The sequence below is a fragment of the Achromobacter pulmonis genome (genome assembly GCF_002885955.2).
Taxonomy (GTDB): Bacteria; Pseudomonadota; Gammaproteobacteria; order Burkholderiales; family Burkholderiaceae_B; genus Achromobacter; species Achromobacter pulmonis_A.
In genome coordinates, this window is record NZ_POQS01000008.1 from 22,517 (window position 1) to 37,629 (window position 15,113).

The window sequence follows — 15,113 nt, forward strand, 5'->3', positions numbered from 1 at the left end:
ATTCTGTGTGGAACGACGCCCGAACTACCAACCTGATCGCCAACACGCTAGCCGTGCTGGCGGTCTGCGCCATGCTCGTCGCGGGCGTGGTGTGGGTAGCGCAGCGCCCGTACTTCACGCTGTCGGCCATCGAGCTGGAATCGATGCCGGACACCGAGCTGCACTACGTGTCGCCGGGGGCGGTGCGAGCCGCGATCGCCGGCCGCTTCAAGGGCAACTTCTTCACGGTGGACCTGGACGACGCGCGCGAGATCTTCGAATCGGTGCCCTGGGTGCGGCATGCCACCGTGCGCCGCATCTGGCCCAACGTGCTGCGCGTGCGGATCGAGGAGCAGCAGCCGCTGGCGCTGTGGAACGAGAACCAGATGATCAACACCTGGGGCGAGGCCTTCACGGCCAACACGGGCGAGGTGGACGACGACGTCGTGCTGCCGCAGTTCGTCGGGCCCGAGGGCACCGAGTCGCTGGTGGTGCAGCGCTACGCCGAGCTGGCGCGCTGGTTCGCCCCGCTGGACATGCACGTCAAGCAGCTGGAGCTGAGCCCGCGCTACGCCTGGCGCGTGGTGCTGTCCAACGGCATGCTGCTGGACCTGGGCCGCGATCCGGGCGCCGACGCGCCGGACCCGCACGGCCTGCCCGGCGCCTTGCCCTTCGCCGCCCGAATTCAACGCTTCGTGCAAGCCTGGCCCGACGTGGCGGGGCGCCTGGAAGGGCGCACCGTGACGCAGGCCGACTTGCGCTATCCCAATGGTTTCGCACTGGCGCTGGCTCCGTTGCCGGCGTCGGAAACCAAAACCAAATCCACACCGAAACCTCCGAAGAAACGCTAACGCCATGACCCGTGACATCAAGGACCTTATCGTCGCCCTCGATATCGGCACCAGCAAGGTGGTGGCTGTGGTGGCTGAAATTTTGCCTGAAGGGCGATTCGAAGTGCTGGGCCTCGGCCAGCACGAGTCGCGCGGCATGCGCAAGGGCGTGGTCGTCAATATCGAGACCACTGTGAATTCCATCCAGCGCGCGCTTGAAGAAGCCGAGCTGATGGCAGATTGCAAGATTCGCGACGTCTACACCGGCATTGCCGGCAGCCATATCCGCAGCTTCAATTCCAGCGGCATGGTCGCCGTGAAGGACAAGGAAGTCACCGCCACCGACGTCGCCCGCGTCATCGAGACCGCCAAGGCGGTGAACATCCCGACCGACCAGCAGGTGCTGCACGTGCTGACGCAGGAATTCATCGTCGACGGCCAGGAAGACATCCGCGAGCCCATCGGCATGAGCGGCCTGCGCCTGGAAGTGCGCGTGCACATCGTGACGGGCGCGGTCAGCGCCGCCCAGAATATCGTCAAGTGCGTGCGCCGCTGCGGCCTGGAAGTGCAGGACCTGATCCTGCAGCCGCTGGCCTCCAGCCTGGCCGTGCTGACGGCCGACGAAAAGGAGCTGGGCGTCGTGCTGGTGGACATCGGCGGCGGCACCACCGACGTGGCCATCTTCACCGGCGGCGCGATCCGCCACACCGCCGTGCTGCCTATCGCCGGCGACCAGATCACCAACGACATCGCGGCCATGCTGCGCACGCCCACGCCCGATGCCGAGGAAATCAAGCTGCGCTACGGCGTGGCCAAGCAGGTGCTGGCCAGTCCCGACGAATCCGTGGAGGTTCCCGGCCTGGGCGACCGCGGCCCGCGCCAGGTCAAGCGCCAGGCGCTGGGCGCGGTGATCGAGCCGCGCGTCGAAGAGCTGTTCACCCTGGTGCAGCAGGTGGTGCGCGACTCCGGCTACGAGGACCTGCTGGCTTCCGGCGTGGTGCTGACCGGCGGCTCGGCGCAATTGCCCGGCATGGTCGAGCTGGCCGAGGACGTGTTCCTCAAGCCGGTGCGCGTGGCGGTGCCCGAATACGAAGGCAGCCTGGCCGACGTGATGCGCAATCCGCGCTTCTCGACGGTGATGGGGCTGTTGCAGGAAGCGCGCATGCAGCGGGTGCGCGGCCGCAAGGTCGCCGCCCAGACCGGCAACTTCAAGAGCCTGCTGGCGCGCATGAAGGAATGGTTCATGAACTAGGTTGAGGGGGGCAGGTTGGGGCCTGCTCCTTGGTCCGGTCGGCTGGCGGTATCGCAGGCCGGGCCAGAAGAGGGGAGGCGCTTCAAACCCGCTGCGGGCGACGCCGGCGACGTGTTTGAGGCGATTCACAAAAAATAGGTTGTTGGGGAATTTTTGTGATTTGCAAAATCGGACTTGTGAGGGAGTCATCATGATGAACTTTGAGATGCTTGAAAACACCACCAAAGGGACCGTTATCAAGGTCGTTGGTGTGGGCGGTGCGGGCGGCAATGCCGTCGCGCACATGATTCGCAACGGCGTGCACGGCGTGGATTTCATCTGCGCCAACACCGATGCGCAGGCGCTGGCGGCGACCAACGCCCCGGTGCAGATCCGTCTGGGCCGCACCGGCCTGGGCGCGGGCGCCAAGCCCGAGCAGGGCCGTGCCTCGGCCGAAACCGCGCGCGAAGAGATCCGTGCCGCCCTGAACGGCGCGCACATGGTCTTCATCACCGCCGGCATGGGCGGCGGCACCGGCACCGGCGCCGGTCCGGTCGTGGCCGAAGTGGCCAAGGAACTGGGCATCCTGACCGTGGGCGTGGTCACCAAGCCCTTCACCTTCGAAGGCAACAAGCGCCTGAAGATGGCCGAGGACGGCATCGCCGAACTGGCCAAGCACGTGCATTCGCTCATCGTGGTGCTCAACGAGAACCTCTATGAACTGATGGACGAGGACGCGACGCAGGAAGACTGCTTCCGTTCGGCCGACGACATCCTGCACAACGCTTGCGCGGGTATCGCCGAAATCATCAACGTCGAAGGCAACGTCAACGTCGACTTCGAAGACGTCAAGACGATCATGGGCGAGCAGGGCCAGGCCATGATGGGCACGGCGTCGGCTTCCGGCGCGGACCGCGCCCGGGTCGCCGCCGAGCAGGCCATTGCCTGCCCGCTGCTCGAAGGCGTGGATCTGAACGGCGCGCGCGGCGTGCTGGTCAACATCACCGCCAGCCGCTCGCTGAAGATGCGCGAAACGCGCGAAATCATGGAAACGATCCGCAGCTACGCTTCGGACGACGCCACCGTGATCTTCGGCACCGCCTACGACGAATCCATGGGCGAAACCCTGCGCGTGACCGTGGTCGCGACCGGCCTGGGCCGTGCGCAATCGCGTCCGCAGCTCGTGCAGAACACCGCCGAGGTGCTGCGCACCGGTACCGACAACATGCCCATGGGCGCGATGCCGGCCGGTCAAGGCGACTACCGCAACCTGGACATGCCCTCGGTCATGCGCAACCCGCGCAGCCAGGCTTCGGCCCAGGTGCGCGCGCTGGAAAGCTCGGGCATGGATCATTTCGACATCCCGGCGTTCCTGCGCAAGCAGGCGGATTGAACCAAAGAGCCCATTCCGGGCTCTAAAGCGCACTCCCTCATCTCCGGCCCGCCTGTCCCCTCGGGCGGGCCGGAGGCGGAGCGGTCCGTGTCTCCCTTGCACGGCATAAATAAGGGGACGGAGGTATAGGTCGGTCCGGACGCCTGATGGCGCCAGGGATCGGACAGCGTTACAATACGTCAGTTACGCCGGCAATCTATTGGTTATCTTGCCGGCTTTCTGGCTCAAATCACCCAAGTCTCATGTTCCGACAGCGCAGCATTCAGAATCTCGTCCGCACGACAGGCGTCGGCGTCCACTCCGGACGGCGGGTCGAGCTCACCTTGCGCCCGGCACAACCCAACACCGGTATCGTTTTCCATCGGGTCGATCTGCCCGAGGTCGTGGACCTGCCTGCCCAGGCGTCCGGCGTGGGCGACACGCGCATGGCGTCCGTGCTGCAGCAGGGCAACGTCCGCGTCTCCACCGTCGAACACCTGATGTCCGCCCTGGCCGGACTCGGCATCGACAACCTGCACGTCGACCTGACCGCGGAAGAAGTCCCCATCATGGACGGCAGCGCGGCGACCTTCGTCTACCTGCTGCGCTCGGCCGGCATCGTCGAACAGAACGCGCCCAAGCAGTTCATCCGCGTGCTCAAGCCCGTGGAAGTGCGCGAAGGCGAAGGCCGCAACGAGAAGTGGGCGCGCCTGGAGCCGCACGAAGGCTTCGCGCTCGCGTTTTCCATCGACTTCCGCCACCCCGCGATCGACTCCACGGCCAATTTCGCCGAGATCGATTTCGCCACCCATTCCTACGTGCGCGAGATCGCCCGCGCGCGCACCTTCGGTTTCGTCAACGAGGTCGAGGCCCTGCGCTCGATGGGCCTGGCCCGCGGCGGCAGCCTGGACAACGCCATCGTGATGGACGAGTACCGCGTGCTCAACAGCGACGGCCTGCGCTACGACGACGAGTTCGTCAAGCACAAGATCCTGGACGCCATCGGCGACCTGTACCTGCTGGGCAAGCCCCTGGTTGCGCGCTACGTGGCGTGCAAGTCTGGCCACGGCCTGAACAACCAGCTGGCGCGCGCGCTGCTGGCCCAGCGCGATGCCTGGGAACTGATCAGCTACGAATCGCAGGCGGAGGCGCCCCAGGCGTTCCGCCACGAGTGGAAGCTGGCCTGAAGGCTCCCCCCCTACGCGCTTACGCGCGCCCCCCCAGGGGGGCGACACCTGCAGACCGGCGGAGCCGGATCTGGCGGTGTCCCCGCTTGCTCCTGGCAGCAGCGGGTTAATGCCCCGACTGTCTTTGCGGGCCTCAGCGTTGCGATGGCTCCCCTTGGACGATGGGGGGCGTCATCCTCTCGCGCTTAGGGCGTAAACCGGTGGCAAACCATAGTATGGCTCCGTCCGAGAACTTGGTTTCGCTTGGTTTCGGGACGCGGCTGCGGCCGCACAAGCGGGGCGGGTTCAGCTACTCTTGTGGTGCCTGAGCAGTTTGGCGACCGCGTCGGCCAGCGGTCCGGGACGCAGCTTGCCTTGCAGCGTTTCAAAGGCGCCCAGCGCGGTTGCGCCCAGCGGTTGCGCTTCCTTCGGGGGGCGGGGCTGGCGGGCGCCGGGCGTGGGCAAACCCGCTTGTACCTTGACGGCGATTTCGTTAAGGTTCCAGCCTTGGTCGGCCAGAGTCCGCGCGATGCGCGGGGCCAGCTGACGCATCTTGGCCGCATGAGCGGCACTCGGCACCACCAGGTGCAGGCACTGGTTTTCCAGCTTGCCCACCTGGCAGACGGCGCCCAGCGGGGCGGGCAGAACCGCCGCCACCGCGTACTGGATTTGCAAGTGCTTGCGGGCGGTCGCCAGGACGCCGGCGCCCCGCATGTCATGACCCAGCCATCCCAGGGCGGTATTGTCCTCGCGCCGGCTGGAACTGGAACGTTGGCGGTATGAAGTGGGTCTATTCATGCCGGCTCTATGAATTAGGAAGCAAACCTTGAAAATCGTGATTATGCACGCCCGTGACGGGAAGGACGGGCATTTCACCCTGGGCGGCGGCCACCTCGCGCTGTTCCTGGGGCTCGCCTTGATCACGGCCGCCATCTGCGGCGCCGCGCTACAACGATACCTTACTCCGGTATCGCCGGCCGTACACACCGTGGGCTGGCCCCTGGCCAGCCAGCCGGGGCGCGACGCCGATTTCCTGCGCGGCAACATGAACCTGCTGGCGGCCAAGGTGGGGGCGCTGCAGGCCAAGCTGGTCAGCATCGACGGCCTGGGCCAGCGCGTGGCCAAGGTCGCCGGCGTGGCCTACACCGATCCCGAACTCGCCAAGCAACTGGCCGTGGCCCAGCCGGAAGCGCTGATCCAGCCCGAGGCCACCGAGGTCATGGACGACCTCTTCACCGACCACCCGCCGCCCAGCGCCGCCTCGGCCGAAGCCCTCGGGCGCCAGCTCGACGAGATCCAGGCCAGATTGTCCCAGCAGACCGACAACCTCAAGCTGCTGGACGCGGCGCTGACCCGCCGCTCGGCCGACCAGGCCCGCATGCCGACGGCCATGCCGATCACCGACTATCCCTACCTCAGCTCCTCCTACGGCTGGCGCCGCAACCCGGTGACCGGCCGCAGCGCCATGCACGAGGGCCTGGACTTCGCCGCGCCCTCGGGCACGCCCATCCTGGCCGCCTCCGGCGGCGTGGTGCTGGAATCCAAATACCATCCGGGCTACGGCAACATGGTCGAGATCGACCACGGCGACGGCCTGATCACCCGCTACGCCCACGCCTCTTCGCTGCTGGTCAAGCAGGGCCAGCTGGTCGACCGCGGCCAGCCCGTGGCCCGCGTCGGCAGCTCGGGACGCTCCACCGGCCCGCACCTGCACTTCGAAGTGCGCCTGGCGGGCCAGCCGCTGGACCCGCGCCTGTTCCTGGGACCGCAGCAGAACGCGCCGCCCGCCGTGGCCCACGCCTCGCGCTGAACTGCCGCTGAACTGGCGGCACTCTGCCCGGTCAAACTGCCCGACAGTGCTACCCTGGTGTTGATAGATCCAGGCTATTGCGCTTCAGGTGCGTTAAACTGGCTCGTTTCCCAGCGGACCCCCGCTCAACCAATAACATCAAGTCACGGGCGACGCTGCCCATCCCTGGCGACAGGGCGGCGTGTCCCGTGCGGCCGACATACGCATGGTTTCTCTGCTCAAAAAACTCATAGGCAGTCGCAACGACCGGCTGCTTAAGCAGTATCGCAAGCTGGTAACCCAGATCAATGGGCTCGAGTCCAAGATCTCCGCGCTCTCCGATGCGGAGCTGGCGGCCAAAACCGAGGAGTTCCGTTCCCGCCACGCCCAGGGCACGTCCCTGGACGAGCTGCTGCCCGAGGCCTTCGCCGTGGTGCGCGAGGCGGGCAAGCGGGTGTTCGGCATGCGCCATTTCGACGTGCAGATGCTGGGCGGCATCGCCCTGCACAACGGCAAGATCGCCGAAATGCGCACGGGCGAAGGCAAGACGCTGATGGCGACCCTGCCGGTCTACCTGAACGCGATCGCCGGCAAGGGCGTGCACGTGGTCACGGTGAACGACTACCTGGCCCGCCGCGACGCCGAATGGATGGGCCGGCTGTACCGCTTCCTGGGGATGAGCACGGGCGTGGTGGTGCCGCAGCAGCCCAACGAGGAAAAGAAGGCCGCCTACGCCGCCGACATCACGTACGGCACCAATAACGAGTTCGGCTTCGACTACCTGCGCGACAACATGGAATACCGTGTTGAGGACCGCCGCCAGCGCGGCCTGTTCTACGCCATCGTCGACGAGGTGGACTCGATCCTGATCGACGAGGCCCGCACCCCGCTGATCATCTCCGGCCAGGCCGAGGACCACACTGAGCTCTACATCCGCATGAACGCGGTGCCGCCGCTGCTCAAGCGCATGGCCGGCGAACCCAAGCCGCAGGAACCGGAACCCGAAGGCGACTACTGGGTCGACGAAAAGAGCCAGCAGGTCTACCTGTCCGAAGCCGGGCACGAGAACGCCGAGGGCATCCTGGCCCGCCTGGGCATCCTGCCCGAAGGCGAATCGCTGTACGACCCGCGCCACATCGCGCTGATGCATCACCTGATGGTGGCGCTGCGCGCCAACACGCTGTTCTTCCGCGACCAGCAGTACGTGGTGCAGGACGGCGAAGTGGTCATCGTCGACGAATTCACCGGCCGCCTGATGGTCGGCCGCCGCTGGTCCGACGGCCTGCACCAGGCGGTCGAGGCCAAGGAAGGCGTGAAGATCCAGCACGAGAACCAGACGCTGGCCTCGATCACGTTCCAGAACTACTTCCGCATGTACGAAAAGCTGTCCGGCATGACCGGCACGGCCGACACGGAAGCGTACGAATTCCAGGAAATCTACGGGCTCGAAACGGTCATCATCCCGACCAACAAGCCCATGGTCCGCAAGGACCAGAACGACCAGGTCTTCAAGACCGACCAGGAAAAGTACAACGCCATCCTCAACGACATCCGCGACTGCCACGAGCGCGGCCAGCCGGTGCTGGTGGGCACCACCAGCATCGAGAACTCCGAGCTGCTGTCGGGCCTGCTGAAAAAGGCCAAGCTGCCCCACGAGGTGCTCAACGCCAAGCAGCACGCGCGCGAAGCCGAGATCGTCGCCGAGGCCGGCAAGCCGGGCCACATCACCATCGCCACCAACATGGCCGGCCGCGGCACCGACATCGTGCTGGGCGGCAGCGTCGACAAGCAGGTCGACCTGATCCGCGCCGACGAATCGCTGTCCGAGGAAGAAAAGCAGGCCCGCATCGAAAAGGTGCGCGCCGAATGGAAGCCGCTGAACGAGCAGGTCAAGGCCGCCGGCGGCCTGCGCATCATCGGCACCGAACGCCACGAATCGCGCCGTATCGACAACCAGCTGCGCGGCCGCGCCGGCCGCCAGGGCGACCCCGGTTCCTCGCGCTTCTACCTGTCGCTGGAAGATTCGCTGATGCGCATCTTCGCCGGCGACCGGGTGCGCGCCATCATGGAACGCCTCAAGCTGCCGGAAGGCGAGCCCATCGAGGCCGGCATGGTGACGCGTTCGATCGAGACCGCGCAGCGCAAGGTCGAAGGCCGCAACTTCGACATCCGCAAGCAGCTGCTCGAATACGACGACGTGGCCAACGACCAGCGCAAGGTGCTGTACTCGCAGCGCAACGACGTGCTGGAGGCCGCGAGCGTGGGCGAGACCGTGCAGAACCTGCGCGACGCCGCCGTGATCGAGATGTTCAACGTCCACGTGCCGCCGGAATCGGTGGAAGAGCAGTGGGACGTGCCGGCGCTGCAAAAGGCGCTGGAAGCCGATTGGCACGTCCAGCTTCCGCTGGTGGAAATGCTGGAAAAAGAGGCCAACCTCACCGACGACGACCTGCGCGAACGCGTGGTGGCCGCCGCGCGCGATGCCTACCAGGCCAAGGTCGACCAGGTCGGCCAGGAATCGTGGTCGCAGTTCGAGCGCTCCATCATGCTGCAGGCCATCGACACGCACTGGCGCGAGCACCTGTCGGCGCTGGACTACCTGCGCCAGGGCATCCACCTGCGCGGCTACGCGCAGAAGAACCCCAAGCAGGAATACAAGCGCGAAGCCTTCGAACTGTTCTCGGGCATGCTGGACCGCATCCGCGACGACGTGGTGCGCGTGCTGATGACGGTGCGCGTGCAGTCGCAGGAGCAGGTCGACCAGGCCGAGGCCGAAGCCGCCCAGTCGCACGTGCAGAATGTGCAGTACCATCATTCCGACTACGACGAAGCGCTGGCCCAGCAGGATTCCGAGGGCGGCGCCCAGCCGGTGCGCAACGTGGTGCCCAAGGTCGGCCGCAACGATCCGTGCCCCTGCGGCAGCGGCAAGAAGTACAAGCAGTGCCACGGCAAGCTCGTCTGAACCCGGAGACCTGACCATGCTGCATCCCGTCGGCCGTACCGAATTCGATCACGCAGTGGTCATGGTGCGTGACCGGCTGGATGCGTTGTCGCCGCATTTCGAGCGCCAGGGCTTTCGCCTGAGCGACAAGTCGGTGCACAACCTGGGGTCGTGCAACCGCCTGATCGTGCTGGAAGGCGCTTACGTCGAACTCCTGGGCTGGCCGCCCGGCGCGCCGCCGGCGCGCAAGGAGATCGCTGACTCGCCCTTCGGGCTGGAGGCGCTGGTGTTCCGCACCTACGACGCCGAGGCCACCTACGAACGCCTGCGGGCCGCAGGCTTCGCCGTCAATCCGGTCCAGGAACTGACCCGCGCGGCCATGCTGGACGGCGAGGAAGTCCAGGCCCGTTTCCATACCGTGCGTTTCGCCGAGCAGCCGCTGCCCGGCATCCGCATGTATTTCTGCCGCCACCTGACGCCGGAATGCGTGTGGCAGCCCGACCTGATGGCGCATCCCAACGGCGCGCGCAGCCTGCTGCGCATCGACGCCCGCGCCGCCGACGCGCGCGCGGTGGCCGAGCGCCTGGCGCAGGTCGCCGACGTCGTCGCGGAGCCGGCCGGCGAAGGCTGGGACGTGCCGCTGGCCAACCTGCGCATCCACGTGCGGCCCGACGAGTCGGCCGCCCGGCCGGTGCTGTGCTCCCTTACCCTGGAAAACCGCGACGGCGCCCATTACGCGCTGGATACGGGGCTGTAATACCGTAGGTCGTTCACGTCCCGCCCCGGGACAAACCCGCATTGCCGCCCAAAGTGTATGCACTTTAGTATGCACTTAATCCGACCACGCAATCCGGCGGCGCCATGCCCACTCCCAACCCGATCCGTCCCGCCGCCCGCACGCAGGCGGCCCAGGCCGAACTGTACGGCGCCGTCAAGGCGATGGCCGTGCGGTTCGAGTTCAAGCCTGGCGAGCGCATCAACGAGGTGGAGCTGGCGCGCCGGCTGAACGTCAGCCGCACGCCGCTGCGCGAGGTGCTGAACCAGCTGATGGTCGAGGGTTTCCTGACGCGCTCGGTGAACCGGGGCTTCATCGCGCGCCTGCTCGACGCCAAGCAGATCCACAGCCTGTACGAGTACCGCGCGGTGCTGGAGGCCGGCATCGTGCGCGCCGCCTGCGAGCGCGCCAGCGACGAAGAGCTGGCCGGCCTGCGGGCCTTCGTCGAGCGTTCGCGCGACGTGCCCGAGGACTGCGAGGCCACGCGCCTGCTGGAACTGGACGAAGCCTTCCACCTGACGCTGGCGCGCTATTCGCGCAACGAGGAATTCGTGCGGGCGCTGGAAAGCGTCAACGCGCGCATCCATTTCGTGCGCTGGATCGACATGCAGCAGGGCCGCCGCGGCCATACCCAGGGCGAGCACCTGCGCATCGTCGAGGCGCTGGAGCGCCGCGACATCGAGGCGCTGCCGGGGCTGATGAGCGCGCACATCGGCCGCCGGCTGGACCAGATCACCGACGTCATCCGCACCGGTTTTTCCACGATCTACATGCGGGACCAGGCCGAACCCGCATCGCCAACGCCGGCCAACACCATATCAGCAGGGGAAAAGCAATGAACCACAGCTTGAAACGCGGACTGGCGGCGTTATGCGTGCTGGCCGCCGCAGGGGGCGGCCTGGGCGCGGCGCCCGCCTGGGCGGAAGAGCGGCCGCTGGTGATGGTCGTGCCTTATCCGCCGGGAGGCAGCACCGACATCCTGGCCCGCATCCTGCAGCCGCGCCTGTCCGAGGAACTGGGCGGGCGTCCGGTGGTGGTCGAGAACCGCCCGGGCGCGGCCAGCCAGATCGCCACCGCCTTCGTGGCGCGCGCCGAGCCCGACGGCAATACGCTGCTGGTCAGCTTCGACAACCACGGCATCAATCCCGCCGTAAAGCCCAAGCTGCCGTACGACACCTTCAAGGACTTCGTCGCGATCTCGCAGACGGTGCGCTTCCCGCTGGTGATCGGGGCCAACCCGAGCGTGCCGGGCAAGACGCTCAAGGAGTTCCTGGCGGCGGCGGCCAAGCAGCCGCCCAACAAGTTCAACTACGCCTCCACCGGCGTTGGGTCGCTGAATCACCTGGCGCCCGAAGAGCTCAAGCGCCTGTCCAAGGTCGAGCTGCTGCATGTGCCGTACGGCGGCGGCGGGCCGGCCATCCAGGCCGTGGTGGGCGGGCAGGCCAGCATGACCTGGCTGAGCTTCGCGGCGCTGCGCGGGCAGATCCAGGCAGGCAAGATCAAGCCGCTGGCCGTGGCCGGCGACAAGCGCCTGCCCGACCTGCCCAACGTGCCGACGGTGGCCGAGTCCGGCTTTCCCGGTTTCGTCGCCTATTCGTGGAGCGGCATGTTCGCGCCCAAGGGCACGCCCGAGGCCACGGTGAAAAAACTGACCGCGGCGTTCCAGGCCGTGCTGGCCGATCCCGCGATCAGGAAGAAAGTGACCGAGGCAGGCTTCGAGATCGTGGCCTCCGACGGCCCGGCGCTGGACGCCTACGTGAAGTCGGAATACGAGCGCTGGAGCGCCTTCATCAAGAGCAGCAAGATCAACCTGGACAACTGAACGGCGCGCGGCCGGCATGCCCGGCCGCCGCGCGAGCCACAACACTGGAGACGACATGGAAAACCTGACCGGCGCCGAAGCAATGGTGCGGATGCTGCAGCACAACGGCGTCAAGCATATTTTCGGCCTGTGCGGCGACACCAGCCTGCCGTTCTACGACGCGCTGTACCGCCTGGACCACGGCATGCGCCACATCCTGACGCGCGACGAGCGCAGCGCCGGCTACATGGCCGACGCCTATGCCCGCGTGACCGGCAAGGTCGGCGTGTGCGAAGGCCCCAGCGGCGGCGGCGCGACCTATCTGCTGCCGGGCCTGGTGGAGGCCAATGAATCGTCCGTGCCGGTGCTGGGCATCACCTCCGACGTGGCGGTGGGCTCGCGCGGCAAGTACCCGCTGACCGAGCTCGACCAGGAGGCGCTGTACCGCCCGCTGACGAAATGGAACCGCACGATCGACCGCGCCGACCAGATCCCCGGCATGGTGCGGGCGGCGTTTCGCGCGATGACGACCGGCAAGCCGGGCGCGGCCCACCTGTGCTTCCCGTACGACGTGATGAAGCAGCAGGTGGACGCCTCCGACATCTGGGCCCAGCCCGAGCACGGCAGCTACCCGGCGATGCGCTGCGCGCCGGACCCGGCCGACGTGGCGCGCGCGGCGCAGCGGCTGGTCGGCGCGCGTTCGCCGGTCATCATCTGCGGCGGCGGCGTGGTGATCGCCGGCGCCAGCGCCGCCCTGCAGCAGCTGGCCGAGGCGCTCAAGGCGGCGGTCTGCGTGACGGTGAGCGGGCAGGGCAGCCTGGCCGACACGCATCCGCTGAACGCGGGCGTGGTGGGCTCGAACGGCGGCGTGATGGCGACGCGCGAAGTGGTCGCGGCCGCCGACGCGGTGCTGTTCGTGGGGTGCCGCGCCGGTTCGACCTCGACCGAGCACTGGCGCTTCCCCAACCGCGACGTGCCCATCCTGCACATCGACATCGACCCGATGGTGATCGGCGCCAACTACCTGACCGAAGTCGGCATGGTGGGCGACGCCAGGCTGGCGCTGGAGGCGCTGGGCGCCGAAGTGGCCGAGCGCCTGGCCCATCGCCCCGCCGACGCGGTCGACGGCGCGGTGCTGGCCGGCCGCGCCAAGGCGGCGCGCCGCGCCCAGCTGGAGCCGCTGGCCGGCAGCCTGGACACGCCCATCCGCCCCGAGCGCGTGGTGCAATCGCTCAACCGCCTGCTGCCCGACGACGCCGTGGTGTGCGCCGATCCCGGCACGCCTTGCCCGTATTTCTCGGCCTATTACGACGTGTCGCGCCCGGGGCGCCACTTCATCACCAACCGCGCGCACGGCGCGCTGGGCTTTTCCATGTCGGCCGCGCTGGGCGCCTGGGTGGGCCGGCCGCAATCCAAGTGCGTGTCGGTGATGGGAGACGGCAGCTTCGGCTTCACCGTGGGCGAGCTGGAGACCATCGTGCGGCACAAGGCGCCGCTTTTGATGGTAGTGTTCTCGAACTCGGTCTACGGCTGGATCAAGGCCAGCCAGAAAGCCGGCTACGACAAACGCTACTACAGCGTGGACTTCGATCGCACCGACCACGCGCGCATCGCCGAGGCCTACGGGGTGAAGGCATGGCGCGTCGAGGACCCGGCCAAGCTGGACGCGGCCATCAAGGCGGCCATGGAGCATGACGGTCCGGCGCTGATCGACGTGGTGGCCCAGCCGCTGCAGGACGCCGCGGCGCCGGTCAGCCAGTGGATGGGTTGAAGGAGACAGGCATGGATCTGGGCATCAGCGGCAAGACGGCACTGGTATTCGGCGGCAGCCGCGGCATGGGCCGGGCCTGCGCCCTGCAGCTGGCGCGCGAAGGCGTGGCGGTCACGATCGCCGCGCGCAATCCGGCGATGCTGGAGCAGGCCGCTGCCGAGATTTCGCGCGAGACCGGCGTGGGCGTGGGCTGGGTGTCGGCCGACCTGACCCTGCCGCAGGGCCGCGACGCCGCCATCGCCGCCTGTCCGCGGCCCGATATCCTGATCAACAACGCCGACGGGCCGCTGCCGGGCGACTTCCGCGACTGGTCGCACGAGGACTGGATGGCGGCGCTGGACGCCATGATGCTGGGGCCGATCGACATGATCCGGCGCGTGGTGGACGGGATGATCGAACGGCGCTTCGGCCGCATCGTCAACATCGTCTCGCGCAGCGTCAAGGCGCCGCACGCCGAACTGGGCCTGTCCAATGGCGCGCGTTCGGGGCTGATCGGCTTCGTGGGCGGGCTGGCCCGGCAGACCGTCAGGCACAACGTCACCATCAACAACCTGCTGCCCGGCGCCTTCGCCACCGATGCGCAGGTCAGGCACATCCAGGGCATGCTCGAGCAGTCCGGCGGCAAGACCTTCGAGCAGTTGTGGGACGAGCGCGGGCGCTCGAACCCGGCGGGCCGCTACGGCCAGCCCGAGGAGCTGGGCGCGCTATGCGCCTACGTCTGTTCGGCCCACGCGGGCTACATGACGGCGCAGAACATCCTCATCGACGGCGGCGGCTACCCCGGCACGTACTGAGCGCTTCAGAACTGCCAGCGGCCGAACATGAACAGCACGTTGCCCGCGCCGCTGGAGCCCGGGATGTAGGTCGCGTAAAGCATGGCGTCCTTGTAGCCCGCGCTCACCAGCGGCAGGATGCCGGGGAAAGGCACGTAGCTCATGATGTCGCTGCGCGCCGTCAGGAACACGGTATAGCCCGCGCCCAGGCGGAAGTTCTCGCTGACCTGGCCGATCTTCAGGAAGCCGTAGCCGGCGATGGGCTCGATCTTGCTGTGCGAATCCAGGAAGGCCATGGCGTACAGACCCTGCCAGTCGCCGTCTTCGTCGTAGATGCTGCGCCCGTAGCCGCCGCCCCAGGCCAGTTCGTTGAAGCTGTCGATCTTCTCTTTGCTGTAGGTGGCGCGGTTATGCCACGAATAGCCGGTCAGGTAGAGATCGTTGCCGCCTTCCGACCAGATCTGGTCCAGGCGGTTGCAGGCCGATTGCGCCCACGAGGGCATGCTGTCACAGGCTTGGGCGGCGGAGGCGAAGAAGGAGAGCAGCAGACAGAGGAGCGCTGCCCGGAGTCTGGCGGTCATTGCGGGCGCTGATGGGATGGATATGACAATCCCATTACTGTAATGGAATGACCGCCGCTATCCCTGTCAGCTAGCTGTCAAGAACGCCGTCCCCCTGGGAGAGC

The 15,113-nt window shown here is 67.4% G+C and carries 13 protein-coding genes; 11 read left to right on the forward strand and 2 right to left on the reverse strand.

The window, feature by feature from the left end; all coding sequences use genetic code 11:
- The first annotated feature begins 5 nt into the window (after window positions 1–5).
- From C1I89_RS26655 to lpxC, 4 genes are all read left to right on the forward strand, one after another.
- The gene (locus C1I89_RS26655) at window positions 6–830 is read left to right on the forward strand and encodes a cell division protein FtsQ/DivIB (protein ID WP_102775404.1); all 825 of its coding nucleotides are present in this window, start codon (window positions 6–8) and stop codon (window positions 828–830) included.
- A gap of 4 nt (window positions 831–834) precedes the next feature.
- Window positions 835–2,061, forward strand: a complete 1,227-nt coding sequence (gene ftsA, locus C1I89_RS26660) for a cell division protein FtsA (protein WP_102775405.1) — start codon at window positions 835–837, stop codon at window positions 2,059–2,061.
- Window positions 2,062–2,251: 190 nt separating this feature from the next.
- Window positions 2,252–3,433, forward strand: a complete 1,182-nt coding sequence (gene ftsZ / locus C1I89_RS26665) for a cell division protein FtsZ (RefSeq protein ID WP_102775406.1) — start codon at window positions 2,252–2,254, stop codon at window positions 3,431–3,433.
- Between the two features lie 242 nt (window positions 3,434–3,675).
- Entirely contained in the window at window positions 3,676–4,599 is a 924-nt protein-coding gene (gene lpxC, locus C1I89_RS26670; RefSeq protein WP_102775407.1) for a UDP-3-O-acyl-N-acetylglucosamine deacetylase, read from the forward strand.
- Window positions 4,600–4,884: 285 nt separating this feature from the next.
- Here the strand turns inward: lpxC and C1I89_RS26675 are convergent, their stop codons facing one another.
- A complete protein-coding gene (locus tag C1I89_RS26675) occupies window positions 4,885–5,292 on the reverse strand; it encodes a DciA family protein (RefSeq protein ID WP_102775408.1) in 408 nt (135 codons plus the stop codon).
- A 127-nt stretch (window positions 5,293–5,419) separates the two neighbouring features.
- On the opposite strand from C1I89_RS26675, the gene C1I89_RS26680 reads away from it, so the two are divergent.
- The 7 genes from C1I89_RS26680 to C1I89_RS26710 all read left to right on the forward strand — a co-directional run bounded on the left by C1I89_RS26680 (window position 5,420) and on the right by C1I89_RS26710 (window position 14,449).
- A complete protein-coding gene (locus C1I89_RS26680) occupies window positions 5,420–6,388 on the forward strand; it encodes a M23 family metallopeptidase (protein ID WP_102775409.1) in 969 nt (322 codons plus the stop codon).
- 205 nt (window positions 6,389–6,593) lie between these two features.
- Window positions 6,594–9,329, forward strand: a complete 2,736-nt coding sequence (secA, locus tag C1I89_RS26685; RefSeq protein ID WP_102775410.1) for a preprotein translocase subunit SecA — start codon at window positions 6,594–6,596, stop codon at window positions 9,327–9,329.
- 16 nt (window positions 9,330–9,345) lie between these two features.
- The gene (locus tag C1I89_RS26690; RefSeq protein WP_102775411.1) at window positions 9,346–10,065 is read left to right on the forward strand and encodes a VOC family protein; all 720 of its coding nucleotides are present in this window, start codon (window positions 9,346–9,348) and stop codon (window positions 10,063–10,065) included.
- 104 nt (window positions 10,066–10,169) lie between these two features.
- Entirely contained in the window at window positions 10,170–10,922 is a 753-nt protein-coding gene (locus C1I89_RS26695; protein WP_102775412.1) for a GntR family transcriptional regulator, read from the forward strand.
- Window positions 10,919–11,905 (forward strand): tripartite tricarboxylate transporter substrate binding protein, encoded by a 987-nt coding sequence (locus C1I89_RS26700; RefSeq protein WP_102775413.1) that lies wholly within the window; start codon window positions 10,919–10,921, stop codon window positions 11,903–11,905. Before C1I89_RS26695 ends, C1I89_RS26700 begins: the two co-directional genes overlap by 4 nt.
- Window positions 11,906–11,960: 55 nt before the next feature.
- Window positions 11,961–13,655, forward strand: coding sequence for a thiamine pyrophosphate-binding protein (locus C1I89_RS26705; RefSeq protein ID WP_102775414.1), 1,695 nt, complete (start codon window positions 11,961–11,963; stop codon window positions 13,653–13,655).
- Window positions 13,656–13,666: 11 nt separating this feature from the next.
- Window positions 13,667–14,449, forward strand: a complete 783-nt coding sequence (locus C1I89_RS26710) for an SDR family oxidoreductase (RefSeq protein ID WP_102775415.1) — start codon at window positions 13,667–13,669, stop codon at window positions 14,447–14,449.
- A 5-nt stretch (window positions 14,450–14,454) separates the two neighbouring features.
- On the opposite strand, the gene pagP is transcribed toward C1I89_RS26710, so the two are convergent.
- Window positions 14,455–15,009 carry a lipid IV(A) palmitoyltransferase PagP gene (pagP, locus tag C1I89_RS26715; protein ID WP_102775416.1) on the reverse strand — a complete coding sequence of 185 codons (555 nt, stop codon included), beginning with the start codon at window positions 15,007–15,009 and terminating at the stop codon, window positions 14,455–14,457.
- Window positions 15,010–15,113: the final 104 nt, after the last annotated feature.